Origin of the sequence: Gluconobacter roseus (assembly GCF_046058915.1) — a bacterium.
Lineage (GTDB): Bacteria > Pseudomonadota > Alphaproteobacteria > Acetobacterales > Acetobacteraceae > Gluconobacter > Gluconobacter roseus_A.
Genome location: NZ_CP175538.1, coordinates 2,520,208 through 2,539,114 on the forward strand (window position 1 = coordinate 2,520,208; position 18,907 = coordinate 2,539,114).

Consider the following 18,907-nt stretch of genomic DNA (forward strand, 5'->3'; position numbering starts at 1 on the left):
TCAGGTCTGACAGATCAGTTCTTCGGAGCCTGGATGATGTTGATCAGTGTTGCCACAATTTCCGGATCGGCGAGGGTAGAGAGATCGCCAAAGCCTTCGGTTTCCCCACAGGCAATCTTGCGAAGCAGGCGCCGGACACTTTTCCCGGACCGTGTCTTGGGCAGATCCGGCACGACATGGATATGCTCGGGCGCGGCATAGCGCCCGACCTTTGACGTGATGGCTTTTGCGGCCCGCAGATGCAGGTCGTCCGGAGCATCATCGCGGGGGACGACATAAACAACGATACCCTGACCCTTGAGGTCATGCGGGATGCCGATTGCAGCGCTCTCGGCGATGGCCAGTTCAGTCGCCAGCGCATCTTCGATCTCGGCAGAGCCTATCCGATGGCCGGAAACATTGATGACGTCATCTACACGTCCGGTGATCCAGTAATAGCCGTCTTCGTCACGCCGGGCGCCGTCACCCGTGAAATAATAGCCGGGATAGGGCTGGAGATAGGTACGGTCGAAAAGGACTGCGTCATTCCAGATCGTGAGCGCCCGTCCTGGCCAGGATCCTTTAAGACAGAGCACACCTTCCGTCGCCCCTTCCTTCGGAGCGCCGCGCTCGTCCAGAAGAACGGGATGCACGCCGGGCAGGGGAAGCGTTGCGGATGCCGGCTTTTCCCTGACGGCGCCCGGAACGGGCGAAATCATGATCCCGCCGCTTTCGGTCTGCCACCAGGTATCGACAAAGGCGCAACGGCCGCCACCAACATGGTCATTGAACCAGGACCAGGCCTCATGACTGATAGGCTCGCCAACCGTCCCCAGCACCCGCAGGGAGGACAGGTCGTAACGCTGCACCACATCGTTCCCTTCGCGCATGAGCGCGCGGATGGCGGTGGGAGAGGTATAGAATGTCGTGACCTTGTGGTCCTGAAGCACATTCCACCAGCGGCCCGGACCGGGATGGGAGGGCATGCCCTCGAACAGCAGGACCGTTCCGCCATTAAGCAGGGGGCCGTAAACGCCGTAGGTATGACCTGTGATCCAGCCGATATCGGCCGTGCACCAGAAGATATCACCCTCCTGATGGTCAAAAACCAGTTCGTGCGTATAGGACGCCCAGACCAGATAGCCACCTGTACCGTGTACGATGCCCTTGGGTTTGCCGGTGCTGCCGGACGTGTACAGCAGAAAAAGAGGGGCGGAAGCAGGCATGTCCTGAGGAGCACAGTCTGGCGCAGCGTCTTCCAGCAGAGGCGAAAGCCACATGTCCCGATCGGCCTGCATGCTCACATCATCATCGGTCACGCTCACGACCAGAACATGGCGGACGGTATGAGCGTCCGGACGCAGGTCCAGAGCCGCGTCGAGCGCTGTCTTGAACGCAATCCGTTTGGCGCCCCGGCGACCGATATTGGCGGTAATAGCCAGAACCGCACCGCTATCGACCAGCCTGTCAGCAATGGCATCCGCAGAAAAGCCGCCGAACAGGACGACATGGATGGCCCCGATCCGTGCACAGGCCAGCATGGCGATCAGGCCCTCGGGAACAGAAGGAAGGTGAATGGCCACCCGATCCCCAGCCCGAACGCCCTGGCTAAGCAGAACATTCGCCAGACGGCAAACCTGCTCATGCAGGGTCCGGTATGTGAAGGTCAGGACCCGATCGGCGTCCTCTGCCTGCCAGATCAGAGCCGCCTGATCGGCGCGTGTCGCAAGGTGCCGGTCAAAGCAGTTAACGCTTGCATTGAGAGCCCCATCCGCAAACCAGCCTTCTTTTTCGCAGTAGGCCTGACTGGGCTCGGCACTCCAGTTCAGCCGTCTGCTCTCACCTTCCCAGAAAAGCTCAGGCTCGGCAGCCGCACGATCTGTCAGGGCTTCATAGGCCACCGGAGACAGGCGGAATGTATGAGGACGAGGAGACGAAGACATAAACCTGAAACCTTAAGCACGAAAGACGAACGCCATATAGCGGGTATGCCGTTATATTTGGCTTGCACGATCGGAAATAGAGAAAATTTTCCACCTCTGCAGAAAGAATGTTGCAGGAAGTATGGTGTGCGCGAGAGGCATACTATTTGTGAAGATTATCAATGGGTTATCATGTAAGGCGCCTGATTTTCCATTACCTGAAATCAATGACTTAGGGCATTTTTGTAAAACAGATTGATGTCAGATCGTATAATGCGCACCCACGCATGGGCGGTCGGGCCCTAATATACAGCTGCTGCTGTGATCTGAAACAAGCGGCCGCACATACACAGTCAGTTCCTTCTGGTCAGCTTCGATCCGCTGCTCCGCCTCAACCCGGATGGTGTCACTTTGGTCGAGTAATCTCCCGGCATATTCCGCCTGTCGTCCAGCTTCAGCATCGGGCAGGGTAGTCAACGGAACGAACTCGACCGGCACATTCAGAGTCTGACTCTTGGTCCGGCTGGAATCAGCCTGCAACCCAAAAACAGGGGTAAGATTTGAAGCCGAGACGAAGACACGGACCCGACTAGCTGAACGTCCCTGACAGATCCATCGTCACCGGCCCGGCAATCATTGCCAGGACCGGATCAGATGTGCACTGGAGTGCCCGCACATTGTTATCAAACCGGGCAGCCTAATCAGCCGTCCAGCTTTGGACTCTGGACACGCTCATGACGCCAGCTTTCGTCAGATCAGCCTGCACGCCAGCGATGGCCTGACTGATCGTGACGGGAGCGACGGATCCGGCCGAGAGAGCCAGAAGCCCGCAGGCTACCAGCGCTCTCATGCCGCCTGCACTTCCGCCAGCAGGGCGTCGAAGTCCTCGCCAGTTGGAGCTGTGCCAGGCACGCCCAACCAGTTCTCCCGTGACAGCAGGCCATAGGCTTCGTCCGCGATCCGCGTGAAGGTTGCCCAAGGCATGAAGGTACGCGTGCCCCATGTGTTGAAGAACACACCATCCACGTGGAGGGATCGAAGAACCGTTGGTTGATGCGCCTGGCTCGTGATTTCAGGCTTTTGGCGATTTGATTGACGGTTTTTGGGGGAGCTTTTGATCTGCGTTTTGAGCAGATCGGGGACTGCTCTCCCGCTGGATGACTATGCGCTCGCGTTCAATCTTTCGAGGAAGAGGAAGCGGCGCATGTTGTAGACGATATTGGCCAGCCCGATCCTCATGGTGGCCCGGGTGATACCGACAGTTCGGATGAACAATCCCGTCTGTGATTTCTGGTCGGCAAAGACGTGCTCGACGCGCGATCGGATCACGGACTTTCCAGCATTCGATTTCTGGATATGTCGGGGCATAGGCTTGAGATGCGGCTTTTTTCTGTGAACCTTTGAGACAAAACCCTCTTTGTCCATGAAGTCCTCATTCGCTTTCGAGCGATAAGCTGTATCAGCCCAAACGCTTGAGGCCGTATTGGTTTTATCTAACAGCCCCTCTCTCAATCGCGCACCATCACTGGCGGCGGCATCCGTCGTCTTCCATTTTCGGATGAACCGAAACTTCCGGTCGATGGAGACGTGGGATTTGTAGCCAAAGAACGGGATGGCGAGATCGCTCGACGGTATGGTTCCATCGTCCTGCCGCTTCGCCTTCGTGAACTTCAGTGTCCATCGTGCATGACGATCCTTATGCGACATCTTTGCGGGCTTGTCCTGCCAGTCTTCGGGAATACGTCCTGCCCGGAGATCCGCTTTCTCAGCCTTCGTATTGCGCTGCTTTGGAGCAGCCACCAGTGTGGCATCCAGGATCTGGCCTGACATCGGTAAATACCCGGCGTTGCGCAGGGTCGCATCAAAGCGGTTGAACAGCCCTTCGATCGCACCCGCCTGGGTCAGACGCTCGCGGAACAGCCAGACCGTTTTGGCATCCGGCACGCGGTCCGACAGCCCCAATCCCAGAAAGCGCATGAACGACAGGCGGTCGTTGATCAGATACTCTGTCCGTTCATCAGACAAATTGTTCAACGTCTGGATGACCAGAATTTTGAACATCAGCACCGGATCAAACGGCGGACGTCCGCCTTTACTTCCGTCTGAATAGGCCAGAGCCAGCTCCAGATCAGGGCGGAACACCTCAAAATCCACAGTCCGGGAAAAGGCCTCCAGCTGATCGCCAAGCCCGCTCAGCCGAGCAAGCCGCTCTTCAACATCAAAGAAACCAGGCTGCTTCATCTTCCACCATCCCCAATCAACGCCGAAGAAATGGAATCACAGAGCAGACCTCAATACCAGGGGGTTTTTCGAACCCTCCATCTTCATCCGGATCGTGGATGTGCCCTATTCCAATGCTGTAATGCGTCGTTCATAGTCATCGACGCAGGTATCGGCCGGCGGCCCAAAAGTGCTTTGCCTACGGTCAGTTTGACAATGCCGAGCCGTACTGTGTCGGGAACCAGCCGCAGGATGTCCCAGTTGGGCAGCGGTACGTCACTTCCACATGGTCATCAGTGTCGTACAGCTTCATACCTTCAACGGGGTTCGGATAACCAAGAACCTCTGCTTTCGTGAAGCGTCCGAGAGTGATCGAGCCATCTATTTTAATACTTCCCGAGATTGCAGTATTTCCGTACTGATCGGGTGTGAAGTAGGTAGGGGTCTTTCCTGCTCCATATCCGAGCGCCAAAGATGCTCCTGCGGATATTTTTAGCGATCCACCAGTGAGCAAGTTACCATTGGTCACAATGTCTCCATTAGTCGTCAGCCTGCCAGAGTAGTAGGCATTATTCATGTGGAAATAAACTATTGTTCCGTCTGCGCTACTTGCGGCCCAAGGGCGATCAGCCTCGGATACCCCGCGAGGAGCCCACTGAAATCCAGTGGCCCAGTCATTGATGCTACTGAAGTTCTGGACCGCGAACATGCCTGTGGTTCTGGAAACACCTGTATTGATGAAGTTTCCAGTGCTTCCTGCTTCGGCGTCATGGAACGTGAAGTTCATCTCTGCACCTGACGACAGCGTGAGACTGTTTGCGTCGTCCGTACCTCCTCCAGCATAAAGCTGTGCTGCATTGGCATTCTTAGGGCCGCCGAAATGGAACCCACCTCCTTTATTAGTATAAGGGTCATAAACCGTCAGGTACTTGTCAATATCATTGCTGCGAAGCTGCGTTTTGCCCGCAGGACCGGCAATGGTTAGATCGGCATTGTCACCCTGAACCAAGATTTTTCCGTTGGTCAGCGTGATATTAAGCGGACTATTACTGTAAATACCACCGCCCGAAATTTGGACATTAGAACTTTGCTGATACGCCATACCGCCAAGCGACGACAGGTTATACTTCATCAGATTGCTGATGGAATTGAGTGGCATCGAGGTTAAGGTATGCGCATATGGAGCATCAAAAACCATATTCGTCACGTTGAGCGGCGAATACAGATTTCCCTGATTCACTGCATCCGCTTCGGAAAGTCCCCCAGAAATTGTTGGTTTTGCCGTTCCCATTGGAGAAACTGGAAGCGTGGACAGATACAGTGCCACTTGGTTGGTACTGGTTGGATCACTGTCTCCTGTCGAGCCGTTCACATATTGACTGGGAGTTGGCGGATCACAGTAGTCCTCAACTACATATTCAGTCGGCGGCGGACCTTTAGAAAGAAGATACGAGATGAACTCTTTCGTATTCTGCAAAAAATCTGGGTCAAACGAGCAGCCTGCTGCACCAAGTTTGTATGGAGAAACAATCAAGGTTACGCGGAGATGGTTCTGGATTGCCCAATTGATCTCATCGACGTACTGATCCATCACAATCCTAGGAAAGCTCAGGGCGAGAGTCGGCGGAACGTCAACAGCAACAGCGCCTGTGGCCATCACCAGCTTTCGTGCGTTTGCATATATTGCACTTGTGGACCATAAATCTGGTAAGGCCCCATCGGGGCGCATTACAGGGGCGATGCTGCGCGAGCTATGTGCTGCGCTGGCAATTCCGCCAATACTCTTTTCAAGTTCGGCTTCCTCAGCATCCGTCATGATCTCAGAAACACCATCCCCCCCATCACTATCGGGGATGTTCATGTTTGCAAGAGCCGGCAGCGCACCGCCGAACTGGTTGAGATTTGTCTGGGTCGGCTTGTCGCAGCAGCCAAGTTCAGCCATGCCTGTTCCACCACCACCTGAAGCCAGGGAGATTTTCGCCCCTGTGATACCCCAAGTATTCTGAATTGCTTGGCGATCTGTATCAGACACTTTTGTCATTGCAGTGCCATGTTCATAAAGGCCGATGTCGCCTGTGGAGAGCGTGCTCTGTACATCATGGGCAATATTGGGAAACTTTGCCACGCTTCCGAAGTAGACCGTGAACCGGTTCGTTTTTGAAGCTGACAGGTACTTTTTGAGCGGAGACGTCGCGGCCACATAGGCGGCGCTGATATTGGTGCCACTATCCGAACCCCCAGTTCGATCAAGGTTCGTTGCTTTGCCTCCGGTGACGTCGATCTTTTTCCCGAACCACGTCGCAACCGAGTTGTCGTTTCCTGCCGAAGGAATGATATCCCTGAGGCTTCCTGTCTGGGTATAAGACTTCCAGAATGGCATGCTCTGTGCAAAGGCTGATGGAGCGGCCAAAAGCGCTCCTGCAAGGATCAGATGGAATAGCCGCATTTTCATAACTCCGGTCATGCCGGTTCGTAAGGCTTGTTGTCGTCTATCAATAGCGGTTTTTCTGGTCAGGATAAAATTGCTTCTTATCAGACGTCTCCGTTTTCCAGTTTCAGGACTGTGGCAAGGCCGAGGAACACGTCCCGTTCGTGGACGTGGCGCATCTTTACGCCGTCCACTTCAACTAAATGTTCGTTCACGGTCGCCTTGCACCAGCGCAGCAATTCATCGGTGGCCGTCTGGATATGTCCCACGTCTGACTCGGACGCTTCTGCTCTATACCGACTAGCGTCGCAGCGACGTGGTACGCATGGGACCACGTCATATTCGTAGCGACCTGATCACGGTGACGTAGCAGAAGACTGGTGCGGCCTTGCTGATTCCTATCCACGCCGTGTTTCAGGTTGAACTGTCTCAGCACATAATGACGCCCACGTTCCTGGCACGTCAGAACGGAGCGGCCTTCACGACCAGTAGTGTCTATATGCGTTCAAAGCCTAGCGGTCAGAAGCCAGGCTGCCTGCTGGATTGAGCCTAAACGTCCCTCGAAAAGCAGCGGCGCGTTGACTGGCAGAAGCTAGCTTTTTGGGCCATCAGATCGCAGCGATCACTGGCCACACGACGCTGACCGAGATTTAGCGATATGTCCGCGCCTTTGATCAAGAAAAGCTGGCTCGAAAGGCAATGGTGCTGATCACCGCTGCAAGATGCATCTCCTAAAGTGTAAAACGTAGGGGAAAGCGGTAGTTTTATGCGGGTCTTTTGTTCGTATGGTGTCCGCGAGAGGATTCGAACCTCCGGCCCCAGGATTCTTACCACTTCGGTTTTCACCGCCATGCCTGAAGGCATGTTCGTGGTCTGGACTGTCTCTTCACCACGACCTCCGACAAGGGAAGCCAAGGTGTCACCCGTACAGTCTCTACACCTTCTTTCCAGCACGCCGGAAAGCTTGGCTCGGGATTGGCACGATCAAGACGATCAGAGCGTTCCCCGAATTTGAGCAAATCCACCATGCGGTTTCCCATCATGGCGCCCAATTCAAACCTTAGGAATCCTGTGCTCTATCCTGCTGAGCTACGCGGACGAACAGATCAATGATATTCCGGTTACAATGTTTCTGCAACCGTGCCGGTTTTCCCATGCACAGATCTGTGGACCATCGTCATTTGCGATGATGGCAGGAAAAGGGGCCTGTGAAACAGCAGAAGCCTCAGGAATAGAAAAGATGGCATGACGTGTTTATGCTATCTAAACTTTTTTCTGGTTACTCTTTCGGACGAGGCTTCTGTTGCAGCCTTGCAAGGCACCTCTTTTCCATCAAAAAGGTGATCTGTTTTCTGGTAGTACCAAATCCTGAGTAGGATCGATCGCATTCGCGCCTGGCATCCTACACAAGACCTCCTTTGCAGAGGTGTTGCAGGTTTGACTGGGTTGAGAATTGCCATGATCTGCATTGCTTACGACGATACACTGAAGCGGCCCGGAGTTTCTTTCCATCGCAGGGAAAGGTGCTGAACATGGGGGCGGCAAAGATGATGGAGAGCGCATCCCGTCACGTCCGCGAGACTGACCCCACGCTCCTGCGCCTGAAGTTAATAGGTCAGATGGAGGCGAGAACCCTTACGGGTGAGAGCGTCCTTCCGGTCGGCGGTAAAACGCGGGCCCTTCTGGCCATTCTGGCCCTTTCAGATCGAAAACCGGTCCTGCGTTCCCGTCTTGCCGAATTGTTATGGAGCCAGCGTCCCGAGGATATGGCCCGCGCATCGCTCAGGCAGGAAATCCATCGCCTGCTGGATGCGCTGAGTCCACTGGGCGTTGATGTCATCGACGTCCAGCGGCATTCCCTTGCCCTGAAGCCGGCCCTGACCTCTGTCGATGCCGAAAGATTGCTGACCGCCAGCGTTCGTACGATTGACAGCGTCACCCTGCCTGACGAGCAGTTGCTTGGCGAACTGGCTGGCGTGGACCCCGCACTGGATGAATGGCTCATCCAGCAAAGAGAACGGCTGTCAGCGCATCTTCAGCTCGTTTATGAAAATGCCGTTCGGGAACTGACCGATCCGGATCAGGTCGAAAACATGGCCGAGCGCCTGCTGAAGTTTGACAACCTGAACGAGATTGCCTGGCGCGCAAGGATACAGACGGCACTCCATCGTGGAGACCAGGGACGGGCAGCTGCACTGGCCGACCAGATGACCCATCTGTTTGGCGATGTTGAAGGACATGCTCTGGCTCCTGCGACCCAGGCCCTGATTGCAAGTATTTCGACGGACAGTCACGGCAGGGAAGTGGCAAACGATGTCTCCCAGGCGGCTCTGCCAGCCGGGGGACTGATTTGCCCTATAGCGCGCCCGTGCCGCGAGCGGATCCAATGCTGGCCCTGCCGTTGCACTATGCCTCACGGAATTCTTCATCTGCAGAGCCGCGAAGGATTTCGCTGGTTTTTCTGTCGCCATCATATTCCGACGAAACGCTTGCGGAGCAGGGGCAGGATCTGCGGGATCAGTTGGAACTCATTTTCGTTCATATGGGAACGTTTGACATTCTCTCTGTCCCTAAGGCCTCTGAGCCCGATCCTGTCAATGCGGCGGCGGTCTATCGGGCCTGGGGTACGGATTACATCATTTCCGGGAGCCTGCGCGGAGGGCAGGGCGCTACGGACAACCGGCTCATCGTCCGCGTGCTGGATGCGCGGCGTGGTGGTGTCATCATCTGGGGAACACATTACGATTTTCCGTCCGAGGGTCCGGATGCAGGAAAAAACAGCCTGCTTGCACCCGCACAGGCGATGCAGTGGAGCATTTTTGTTGCTGAAGCCCGGCGGATTGCTGCGCGCCCGGATTCCGAACTTTCTGCTCTGGGAATGGCGCTGAGGGCGTTCATGCTCCTCCTGCGGCACGACAGTTCTCTTTTTGGCAGGATCGGAGTTCTGCTGGAACACGCTACCGATCTTGAGGAAGAAGACGGAGCCATTGCTCTCATTGACGCGCTGCACTGCTATGTTCGCTTTCTGAACGACTGGAGTGCAGACGCGGAGGCGGTGTTTGCCCATGGTCTTCGCAGGATCCGGGCCTCAGTCTCGCTGCTGCCGGATCTTCATGCTGTCGAGGTCCTGCTTGCCGCATACCTCATGTATGATCCCGACATGCACAGCACGGCGCTCTCGGTCGCCCAGAAGGCGGCTGAAGGCATCTCCCGGAACGACCGGCATTACAGGGATTCTTCAGACTATCTGATGGCTGTCATTGTGCTGGATCTGTTGCGGGGCAATGCAACGTCGGCAGCTGACACCGTGAAGAAGCTTCTTGAAAACGGCTGCCGATCCCAGTTGCTGGAGTTGCTGCGACCGGTTTTCATGATGATCCTGCTGTTGGGAGATGATTATCAGGAAGTAATTTCCATGGGCAGGTTAATGTCCGGTCTGTACCCGGACTGTCCGAGTTCGCTGGTTTACTATCTCATTGCGCTGATCGAGATCGGTGATTTCCCTGACGAGGCGCAGCAGGTTCACCGACACCTGCTGCGTCTGGTCCCGGATCTGACAATTTCGAAAATTGTCAGCAGGTTTCCCTTCGTACCAAAAGCACATCAGAAGAGGCTGGCGGATGCGTTGGACCGGGCCGGGCTCGCCAAGGGATAAGAACATCTTTCACAGGTGCTTGGCCTCGTGCCGCCGGCACGATATGAACACACAAACAGAAGTTGCCGGCTGCAGGCCTCGCCAGTCTGCATCCTTGCTTGTGACCGGCCCTGGCGCGGCCCGCAGGACCACACATGATGTCTCGCATCCAGTTGACCGTTCTTCGACCCTTTCACCGACCGACGACCCGTCTCGCTCTGGGATTTCTGGCGCTCGGCGCTCTTGCTGCCTGTGGTGGTGGACGTGATCCCAGCACCCTGACAGCACCCCGCAATCATCTTCTGGGCGTGGACCGTGGTGCCGAGGGCGGCGCCGACGAGCTTCGTGGTGGCGTGAATGCCTATCTGTGGCGCGGGGCGATCGACACCCTGTCCTTCATGCCACTGGCTTCGGCCGATGCTGTCGGCGGCGTCATCCTGACCGACTGGTATCAGCCTTCTGCCAGCCAGAACGAGCGTTTTAAGATCGCAGCCTACGTGCTGGACCGCCGGCTGCGTTCCGATGCCCTGCGGGTTTCGGTGTTCCGTCAGGTTCTGCAAGACGGGCAATGGGAAGACACCCCGGTCTCGGCAACCACCACCTCCGATATCACCACCCGTATCCTGACGCGTGCACGCCAACTGCGTGCCGAAAATGGCGAGCGGGACAACTGAGTCAGACATGAGCGATACCACAGCCCCCGCATTCGACTTTCAAAATCGCGAACCGTTCTGGCAGGAAGAGTGGAAGCAGCGGAACATCTTCGCGGTTCCGGATGTGCCTCCTGCCGATCGTCCGAAATACTACGTGCTGGAGATGTTCCCGTATCCGTCGGGACAGCTTCATGTTGGACACGTCCGGAACTACACGCTCGGGGACGTGGTTGCGCGGTACAAGCGGGCCCGTGGTTTCGCCGTCATGCATCCCATGGGCTGGGACGCCTTCGGTCTGCCGGCCGAAAATGCCGCTCGCGAACGGAACGTCCATCCGGGCAAGTGGACGATGGACAACATTGTCACAATGCGCGGCACGCTCCAGCGTCTTGGGTTCTCTCTGGACTGGGATCGTGAAATCGCGACCTGTCTGCCGGAATATTACGGCAAGCAGCAGAAGCTGTTCACCGACATGCTGGCAGCCGGGCTGGTCGAGCGACGGGACTCTCTCGTCAACTGGGATCCGGTCGATGAGACGGTTCTGGCAAACGAACAGGTCGTGGACGGTCGTGGCTGGCGGTCTGGAGCGCTGATCGAGAAAAAGAAGCTCTCCCAGTGGTTCCTGAAAATCACGAAGTTTGCCCAGCCCCTGCTTGATGACCTCAAGACGCTGGATCGCTGGCCTGAGCGTGTCCGGACGATGCAGGAGCGCTGGATCGGCCGTTCGGAAGGAGCGCGGGTCCGTTTCGCCCTGCACCAGCCACCAGCAGGCTATGATGAAGATCTGGACAGCGTTGAAGTCTTTACCACGCGCCCGGACACGCTCTTTGGTCTGAGCTTTATCGGGATTTCGGCAGAACACCCTCTGGCGCGCAAGGTCGCGGAGACCAATCCGCAGGCCGCCGCCTTCATTGAGGAATGTCGTCGCCTTGGGACTTCGGAAGAAGCCATCGAAGCTGCCGAAAAGCGCGGCTTCGATACCGGTCTGCGTGTCGCCAATCCGCTGGATCCGGAAAAAACCGCCCCAGTCTGGATCGCCAATTTTGTCCTGATGGATTATGGCACCGGCGCCGTCTTCGGCTGCCCATGCGGTGACCAGCGCGATCTGGACTTCGCGCGCAAATATGATTTGCCAATTCCGCAGGTCCTGCTGCCTGCCGGTCAGGATGCCGAAACCTTTACGCTGGGCAAGAAGGCCGTCTCCGGAGACGCCACTCTCTTCAATTCCGGTTTTCTGGACGGACTGGATCCCGCAACGGCCCGAACGAAGGTTATCGAGCGCCTTGAAGGTCTGGGAGCTGGCAAGGGCGTCGTGAACTGGCGCCTGCGTGACTGGGGGATTTCCCGCCAGCGGTACTGGGGCTGCCCGATCCCCATCATCCACTGCGAAACCTGTGGCCCGGTTCCTGTTCCGGATGATCAACTGCCGGTCATTCTGCCCGAGGATGTGACATTCGACCGTCCCGGCAATCCGCTGGATCATCATCCCACATGGAAGCATGTGGCCTGCCCCTGCTGTGGCAAGCCTGCCGTTCGCGAGACGGACACGTTCGACACTTTCGTTGACAGTTCCTGGTATTTTGCCCGCTTCACCAGTCCGCATGCCGAGACCCCGACGGTTCCGGCCGCGGCCAATGGCTGGCTTCCGGTCGATCAGTATATTGGCGGCATCGAGCACGCGATCCTGCATCTGCTCTATGCGCGGTTCTTCACCCGGGCGATGCACGAGACCGGACACCTGGATGTGGACGAGCCGTTTGCCGGTCTGTTTACGCAGGGCATGGTGACGCATGAGAGCTATCGGGATGACAGTGGCTGGCTGTATCCCGAAGAAGTCGAACGCCAGGGCGACAGTGTCGTACGGCGTGATTCCGGAACGCCGGTTCAGGTCGGCCGGTCCGAGAAAATGTCCAAGTCCAAGCGCAACACGGTGTCTCCGGTCGACATCATTGAGCGTTATGGTGCCGACACGGCCCGCTGGTTCGTGCTGTCCGACAGCCCGCCCGAGAGAGACATGGAGTGGACGGCTTCGGGTGTCGCGGCGGCTGCGCGCTTTGGTCAGCGCCTGCATCGTCTTGTCTCGGCCGTGGCTGCTAGGGACGCAGCTGACAGTGAGCATGGTGCCGCTGGGGATGATCTGCGGCGTGTGACGCACCGGACCATTGTGGCAGTCGGCGAAGCGCTTGAAGCTTTCACGCCGAATGTCGCCGTGGCACGTCTGCATGAACTGACATCGGCACTGGCCGAGGCCGAACGCATCGAAGGCGCCGGCATTGCCGCGGCCCGCCGTGAAGCGGCACGCGTGCTATGTCTGCTGACCGCGCCGATGATGCCGCATCTTGCGGAAGACATGATGGCGGTTCTGGAGCCGGGCAGTGCGCTGGTTGTGGAACGTCCCTGGCCGGAAGCCGAAGAAAAATGGCTGGCTGTACAGAGTGTGACGATCGGCGTGCAGATCCTTGGCAAGCTGCGTGGAACCATCGAGGTCCCGCCCAATGCGCCCAAGGAAGACGTACTGGCCGCAGCGAAGAGCGAGCCGAACGTGGCCCGTCTGCTGGAAGGAAAGCGGCTGGTAAAGGAAATCCATGTTCCGAACCGGATCGTCAATTTCGTGGTGGCCGGCTGATGTCTGACCGGCGCAGCATTTTTCTTCTCACGGCCTGTCTTTTTCTTGGGGGGTGCGGTTTTTCCCCCTCTACGGAAAGCTGACGCCGAAAACCGACATGTCGGAAGAGTTGGCCCAGATCTATGTGGACAACATTCCAGGCCGGTATGGTCAGCTGCTGCGTCTGGCTCTTCAGAAGGATCTGGCAGGCGCCGGGCCGGAGGATCCTCATAAATACATGCTGAAAGTCTCTTCCGGCATGAATGAGGAAGCGGTCGATATCCATGAGGATAACACCTCCGGTCGTACGCGAAGCACTGGCTCGGCCCACTGGGTTCTTATTACGGTAGAACAGAATCCGCGCATGCTGGCGCAGGGTGACGCAACGACGCTGGATGGTTTCAACACTACGTTCGAGCAGTATTTTGCCCAGACCCTGAATGATGAAACCCTTCAGGCGCGTGTTTCGGATACCCTGGCCCAGACCGTGACCCAGCAGATCGCGATCTGGTTCCGCAACCACAACATGCCCGAGAAGGCCGCGCCTGACGAACTGCCGCGTTATCTGAATACGGACCGCATGCCCGACGATAACGGAAATGCAGCAACCGATCGGACCGGCGTGGACGGCTTCCCGGCTTCCGCAACAGGCCGTCTGTCCCGGGGTACGTCCAGCGCGTCCCCGCAGTAAGTGAAGTCTGCCACGTGAAGATCGACGCACGGAGTATCGGGCGCACTCTGGCCGATGCCGGTTCCTGGCGGGCAATCGTGCTTTATGGCGATGACACCGGCCTTATCCGCGAACGCGCTGCTCAGGCCGTCAGGCTGGTAGCCGGAACGCTCGATGATCCGTTTCAGGTCGCCCAGCTGGACCGGGAAACGCAGGACCGGCTTGAAGAGGAAGCCACGGCGCTCTCCCTGATCGGCGGGCGGCGCGTCGTCTGGGTGCGGGATGGACAGGACAGCATAGCTCCATTGTTCAAGCGGGTGCTGGAGACCGCAACAGACGCGCTGATCGTTATCGAAGCACCGGGAATTACGGCGCGCTCAAAGCTGCGTGCGCTGGCCGAAGCCCATAAACAGGTCGCATCCATTGCCTGCTATCCCGAAGAAGGGCGGGCATTATCCCAGACCGTCACAGATGCACTCGGTCAGGCCGGTGTGACAATCGATCGTGATGCACTGGTCTGGTTGCTGGGTGTGCTCGGCGCCGATCGCAGTGGTGTGCGGGGCGAAATCGAAAAGCTCGTCCTCTATGCGGGCGAGGGCGGTCGTCTTGATCTGCAGGCGGTTCAGGACTGCGTGGGAGATGCTGGCGGCAATTCTTTGGAAGACGCCGCTTTTTCCGCCCTGTGTGGAAATCGCATGATGGCCGATCAGGCGCTCGAACGTGCCCTGGCGGACGGAGCCAATCCCGTTGCTGTCGCACGGACGGTTCTGGGTATTCTGGTCCGGCTCCAGAAGGTTGCGCAGAGCGTGCAGGAGGGCCATGGCCGGGCCGAGGCCATGAAAGCCCTGAAGCCACCCGTGTTCTTCAAACGGACGGCTGCTTTCGGTCAGGCGCTGGACCGCTGGTCTCCTGCCGCACTGGCCATGGCAGCGCAGGAAACGCAGGCTTTTGAACTGGCCTGCAAGCAGAGCGCATCGCCTGACATGGCACTGTGCAGACGCCATATCGCGTCTCTCTGTACGGTCAGGAAAGTCTGATCAGATCGGTACCTGGCTGCGAAGCCGAGTTTTTATGGCAACTTCCTGTTCCGCGAGACTGTTTCCTTTCCGTCAGAAATCAATGATCCGCAGCGCTGGCCCGGATGGACCGGTTTGCGGAGAACGGAAAAGGACAGGTCCATGACTGAACGGAATTCCGATGATTCCCGCCGCAATGTTATGAAAGGTGCTGCTCTGGGACTTGCTGCCGCCGTGGCAGCGGGAAGCAGGGCCAGAGCTGCCGATCCCTCCATGTCTGCCGAGAACGGAGCACCTCCGCTCTCTGATCCTGCCAAGCGCTATATGGATGGCCCCTTTCAGGCCCAGCCGCAGCCATGGCCCGGTCTTGCTTCCAGAATGTCTCCGCGCCCCGATCACGGTGAAACCTCCTATCGGGGATCCGGTCGCATGGCGGGCCGCAAGGCGCTCGTGACGGGCGGAGATTCCGGTCTGGGACGTGCCGCGGCCATTGCCATTGCCCGCGAAGGCGCTGATGTGGCGCTCTCCTATCTTCCGGCTGAGGAAGAGGATGCAAAGGAAGTCATGGATCTCATCCGGAGTGCCGGACGCAAGGCGGTGGCACTGCCCGGCGACATCCGCTCGGAGAAATTCTGTCAGAAGCTGGTGGCCAATGCGGCGCGCGAGCTGGGTGGACTGGACTGTCTGATCAATTGCGCCGGACGTCAGCATTACCACGAGAGCATCCTCGATCTGACGACAGAGGATTTCGACTGGACTCTGAAGACCAATCTTTATGCACTTTTCTGGATCATCAAGGCGGCCATCCCGCATATGCCGCCGGGCAGTTCGATCGTGAATACGAGCTCGACCAACGCCTATAATCCTTCCGAAATCCTTGTGGATTACAGCATCACCAAGGCGGGCATTGCGGATCTGACGAAGAGCCTCGCCAAGCAGCTCGTCCCCAAAGGTATCCGCGTCAATGCGGTCGCACCCGGACCATTCTGGACGGCCCTTCAGGTCAGCGGCGGCCAGCCCATGTCCGCGGTCGAGAAGTTCGGCTCGACCGTCCCGCTCAAGCGCCCCGGCCAGCCCGCCGAGATCGCACCGCTCTATGTGCAGCTTGCCAGCACGGACGGCAGCTACCTGACCGGACAGATCTTCGGAGCCACCGGCGGAACCGGCATTCCGGGCTAACAGTCATCGAAACCATGAAAAAAGCGGAGGGCCGAAGCCTTCCGCTTTTTTTGTGGCTGATCAGAAACGTGCCGAGACGTCCAGATAGTAATAGCCGCCATTCATGCCGAGCTGTGACGTGCTCATGTAGTACTTGGGAACGCCAAGATAGCGGTTCCCTTCGGGCACGACTGACGGGAACTTGGCGAAGATGTTGTTGCCACCAATCGTGGCACTCCATTTCGGCGTGATATTGTACGTAACGGACGCATTCGTGGTCCATTTGGGCACGTTCTGGAACTGCAGAAAGTGGCTCGTGGAGTAGGTATAAGGTCCCGTGTAATAGGTCAGCTGGGACGTCGTCTCACCGTAACGGATCTCATGGACGGAGACGGCCCACTTGTTATGGGCCGAACGCCAGGTCCCACCAAAGATGATCTTGCTGCGCGGATAGGCCGTGGTGATGTAGGCGATATTCTGGGCATTCAGCAGAGGCGCACCGGTCATGCTGTTGGCCTGATGGCGCAGACGCGTGCGGTTCAGGTTGATGGCAACATCCCAGTCCGCATGACCATAACGGCCGAAATCGGTCGGGTAGTTCGCCGTCAGGTCGAGGCCCTGCGTCCGGGTATTGGCGACATTGGCAAACCAGTGTGTGGCAAGCTGGCTGCCTGTCCAGTTTTCAGAACCAGGGGGCAGATTGTAATTGTCAGCCTGAAGCGCCTGGTAAGCCTGTGTTCCATAGATCGTTCCACCCGGCATGATCCGGTCGCGCAAATCAATCTGATAGACGTCAACGGTGACGTGCAGCTTCTTGATCGGCTCGACAATGATGCCGCCTTCAGCACTTGTGGAAGATTCCGGCTTCAGGGCCGAAGCACCATTGGCAAGTGCGCCGGCCGAGTTTGCCGCGATGATGCCGCTTGCCGCCGTCGGGGAGACGGACAGCGCCGAATAATGTTCCTGCGCCAGCGTCGGCGCATGGAAGCCGTTGCTGAACGTACCACGGACCGCAAAGCGCGGGCTGAAATCGTAACGGGTCGAGACCTTGCCGGTCTTGGTATTGCCGACATCCGTATAATGCTCGACGCGCCCGGCCAGATCGAGCTGCCAGTGCTTCATCAGGTTCGTGGAAATGTCGAGATAGCCTGCCGCAACGTCACGGGACCACTTGCCGGCATTGGCAGGGTTGGTGCCAGGAAAGCCGTCCGAGCTGGAATAGGTGTAGCTGGCCGGAGAACCCGTACCGATCGCATAGGCCTCATAGCGATAGGATGCACCGCCCGCGACGTTGATGGCGTAGGGCCAGAAGGACGTGCGGAACTTGCGGCTGAGATCGACGCTGTTCGTCCACTGCGTGTCGTTATAGGCCTGTGCGGCGAAGGAGGTCGGGGTCTGACCCGTGGCCGCATAGAGACCCACATTCGTCGTGCTCTGGGCATTAACGGCGTCGTAATCCCGGCCAAAGACCGACGATACGTCCCAGTGCCAGCCCGCCAGCGTTCCCCTGAAGCCTGCGGTCAGCTCGTAGTCATTCTCGTTCAGCTCTTCGATCGGCGCATAGCCATACGGATAGATTGCTGAATAACCGGGATATTTCGCGAGCGAGGAGGGCAGGCGATAGTTCTGGTACGATTCCGCGTGACGATGCGCATAGGTCGCGCTGGCATAGGCCTGCACATTGTCGGTGATGTCGTAGCCCGCGTTGACGGCAACACTCTCACGGGTCTGCTCCGGCTGGCCCAGAAGCTGGTTGACGTAAGTATTGGTCCGGTTGTCGGCACCCGAGCGGACCGTATGGTCCTGATGCACGAAATCGCCACCGATATGCACGAAGCCACGATTGTTCAGGTTCGCGCCACCGTCGATGAACACGCCCTGCTGGAAACCGTCGCCTTCGCTCGTAATGCCGGTGTTCGAGCGCATGGTCAGACCATGGTTCTGCTTTTTCAGGATGATGTTGACCACGCCCGCAATGGCGTCCGAACCATACTGGGCGGATGCGCCATCACGCAGGACTTCGATATGGTCGATCATGGACATGGGGATCATGTCGATATCGACAGGTGTCGAGCCCTGCGACGGGCCGGCATCGGCATAGATGTTGGCTGTAGTGTGACGGCGCTTGCCATCCACAAGCACCAGCGTCTTGTTGGGATTCAGGCCACGCAGCGAGATGCTGTCGGTCAGGGCACCGGCATCAAAACCGCCAGTCGGTACGGTCAGGGATGGAAGCAGCAGCGCCAGAGAGTCCCGCAGCGTAGGCTGGCCAGTCCCTGTCAGCTGGCGATTTGTGACGATATCGACCGGAGCGATCGAATCCCGGGCCTTCTTGCCGAACTCGCGCGTTCCCGTCACAACCACAGCCTCGCTACCCCCCGAAACCTCGGGCGTGGGCCTTGCGACCTGTCTGGGGGCTGGTTTCGCCGTCTTTTTGGTAACCGGTGTTGTATGGGCCTGTTTGTGCTGAACCGGAACGGACTGCGTGGTCGCAGCCCGGCTTTCGTCCGTCATCAGGACAAACGTAGAGCCAAGGAGAGAGGTCCCCAGGAGGGTCAGGTGACGAAGAGAAAGCTGGGTCAGCACTTTTACCACGCAATAAGTTAGTAATTTATACGAAAT

Annotated in this window: 14 protein-coding genes and 1 pseudogene; 6 read left to right on the forward strand and 9 right to left on the reverse strand. The window is 57.7% G+C overall.

Features of this window, described 5'->3' with window-relative positions; translation table 11 throughout:
* Positions 1 to 14: 14 nt before the first annotated feature.
* The 8 genes from acs to ACJ2A4_RS11915 all read right to left on the reverse strand — a co-directional run bounded on the left by acs (position 15) and on the right by ACJ2A4_RS11915 (position 8,789).
* The gene (gene acs, locus ACJ2A4_RS11880; RefSeq protein ID WP_408872985.1) at positions 15 to 1,922 is read right to left on the reverse strand and encodes an acetate--CoA ligase; all 1,908 of its coding nucleotides are present in this window, start codon (positions 1,920 to 1,922) and stop codon (positions 15 to 17) included.
* Positions 1,923 to 2,598: 676 nt separating this feature from the next.
* The gene (locus ACJ2A4_RS11885; RefSeq protein ID WP_408872986.1) at positions 2,599 to 2,751 is read right to left on the reverse strand and encodes a hypothetical protein; all 153 of its coding nucleotides are present in this window, start codon (positions 2,749 to 2,751) and stop codon (positions 2,599 to 2,601) included.
* Entirely contained in the window at positions 2,748 to 2,885 is a 138-nt protein-coding gene (locus ACJ2A4_RS11890; protein WP_408872987.1) for a hypothetical protein, read from the reverse strand. The genes ACJ2A4_RS11885 and ACJ2A4_RS11890 overlap by 4 nt, the downstream gene beginning before the upstream one ends.
* Before the next feature lie 177 nt (positions 2,886 to 3,062).
* On the reverse strand, positions 3,063 to 4,142 hold the full coding sequence (locus ACJ2A4_RS11895; RefSeq protein WP_408872988.1) for an IS5 family transposase: 1,080 nt from the start codon (positions 4,140 to 4,142) through the stop codon (positions 3,063 to 3,065).
* 184 nt (positions 4,143 to 4,326) lie between these two features.
* Positions 4,327 to 6,585: a hypothetical protein gene (locus tag ACJ2A4_RS11900; protein WP_408872989.1), complete on the reverse strand. Its 2,259-nt coding sequence runs from the start codon at positions 6,583 to 6,585 to the stop codon at positions 4,327 to 4,329.
* Positions 6,586 to 6,653: 68 nt separating this feature from the next.
* On the reverse strand, positions 6,654 to 6,818 hold the full coding sequence (locus ACJ2A4_RS11905; RefSeq protein WP_408872990.1) for a hypothetical protein: 165 nt from the start codon (positions 6,816 to 6,818) through the stop codon (positions 6,654 to 6,656).
* A 1,473-nt stretch (positions 6,819 to 8,291) separates the two neighbouring features.
* Complete coding sequence (locus tag ACJ2A4_RS11910) at positions 8,292 to 8,561, reverse strand: hypothetical protein (protein ID WP_408872991.1); 270 nt, start codon at positions 8,559 to 8,561, stop codon at positions 8,292 to 8,294.
* A 12-nt stretch (positions 8,562 to 8,573) separates the two neighbouring features.
* The gene (locus ACJ2A4_RS11915; RefSeq protein ID WP_408872992.1) at positions 8,574 to 8,789 is read right to left on the reverse strand and encodes a hypothetical protein; all 216 of its coding nucleotides are present in this window, start codon (positions 8,787 to 8,789) and stop codon (positions 8,574 to 8,576) included.
* A 302-nt stretch (positions 8,790 to 9,091) separates the two neighbouring features.
* Between ACJ2A4_RS11915 and ACJ2A4_RS11920 the strand changes: the two genes are divergently transcribed.
* From ACJ2A4_RS11920 to ACJ2A4_RS11945, 6 genes and pseudogenes are all read left to right on the forward strand, one after another.
* Positions 9,092 to 10,204, forward strand: a complete 1,113-nt coding sequence (locus ACJ2A4_RS11920) for a hypothetical protein (protein WP_408872993.1) — start codon at positions 9,092 to 9,094, stop codon at positions 10,202 to 10,204.
* Between the two features lie 134 nt (positions 10,205 to 10,338).
* The gene (locus tag ACJ2A4_RS11925) at positions 10,339 to 10,857 is read left to right on the forward strand and encodes a DUF3576 domain-containing protein (RefSeq protein ID WP_228124132.1); all 519 of its coding nucleotides are present in this window, start codon (positions 10,339 to 10,341) and stop codon (positions 10,855 to 10,857) included.
* Positions 10,858 to 10,864: 7 nt separating this feature from the next.
* Positions 10,865 to 13,462 carry a leucine--tRNA ligase gene (gene leuS / locus ACJ2A4_RS11930; RefSeq protein WP_408872994.1) on the forward strand — a complete coding sequence of 866 codons (2,598 nt, stop codon included), beginning with the start codon at positions 10,865 to 10,867 and terminating at the stop codon, positions 13,460 to 13,462.
* Positions 13,462 to 14,132: pseudogene (locus tag ACJ2A4_RS11935) on the forward strand (hypothetical protein). Before leuS ends, ACJ2A4_RS11935 begins: the two are co-directional and overlap by 1 nt.
* 14 nt (positions 14,133 to 14,146) lie before the next feature.
* Positions 14,147 to 15,148, forward strand: coding sequence for a DNA polymerase III subunit delta (gene holA, locus ACJ2A4_RS11940; RefSeq protein ID WP_408872995.1), 1,002 nt, complete (start codon positions 14,147 to 14,149; stop codon positions 15,146 to 15,148).
* A 141-nt stretch (positions 15,149 to 15,289) separates the two neighbouring features.
* Complete coding sequence (locus ACJ2A4_RS11945) at positions 15,290 to 16,306, forward strand: SDR family oxidoreductase (protein ID WP_408872996.1); 1,017 nt, start codon at positions 15,290 to 15,292, stop codon at positions 16,304 to 16,306.
* A 60-nt stretch (positions 16,307 to 16,366) separates the two neighbouring features.
* Here ACJ2A4_RS11945 and ACJ2A4_RS11950 read toward each other — a convergent pair whose 3' ends face one another.
* Positions 16,367 to 18,799, reverse strand: coding sequence for a TonB-dependent receptor plug domain-containing protein (locus ACJ2A4_RS11950; protein WP_408872997.1), 2,433 nt, complete (start codon positions 18,797 to 18,799; stop codon positions 16,367 to 16,369).
* Between the last annotated feature and the right edge of the window lie 108 nt (positions 18,800 to 18,907).

Bases quoted from the DNA above. Each gene is read 5' to 3' on its own strand.
- ACJ2A4_RS11900 (WP_408872989.1), bottom strand. From the start codon at position 6,585: ATGACCGGAGTTATGAAAATGCGGCTATTCCATCTGATCCTTGCAGGA.
- ACJ2A4_RS11915 (WP_408872992.1), bottom strand. From the start codon at position 8,789: ATGTCCTTCAACATCGCCAAACAGATGGGTCATCTGGTCGGCCAGTGC.
- acs (WP_408872985.1), bottom strand. From the start codon at position 1,922: ATGTCTTCGTCTCCTCGTCCTCATACATTCCGCCTGTCTCCGGTGGCC.
- ACJ2A4_RS11890 (WP_408872987.1), bottom strand. From the start codon at position 2,885: ATGCCTTGGGCAACCTTCACGCGGATCGCGGACGAAGCCTATGGCCTG.
- leuS (WP_408872994.1), top strand. From the start codon at position 10,865: ATGAGCGATACCACAGCCCCCGCATTCGACTTTCAAAATCGCGAACCG.
- ACJ2A4_RS11925 (WP_228124132.1), top strand. From the start codon at position 10,339: ATGATGTCTCGCATCCAGTTGACCGTTCTTCGACCCTTTCACCGACCG.
- ACJ2A4_RS11945 (WP_408872996.1), top strand. From the start codon at position 15,290: ATGACTGAACGGAATTCCGATGATTCCCGCCGCAATGTTATGAAAGGT.
- ACJ2A4_RS11895 (WP_408872988.1), bottom strand. From the start codon at position 4,142: ATGAAGCAGCCTGGTTTCTTTGATGTTGAAGAGCGGCTTGCTCGGCTG.
- ACJ2A4_RS11920 (WP_408872993.1), top strand. From the start codon at position 9,092: ATGGGAACGTTTGACATTCTCTCTGTCCCTAAGGCCTCTGAGCCCGAT.
- ACJ2A4_RS11950 (WP_408872997.1), bottom strand. From the start codon at position 18,799: ATGACGGACGAAAGCCGGGCTGCGACCACGCAGTCCGTTCCGGTTCAG.
- ACJ2A4_RS11885 (WP_408872986.1), bottom strand. From the start codon at position 2,751: ATGAGAGCGCTGGTAGCCTGCGGGCTTCTGGCTCTCTCGGCCGGATCC.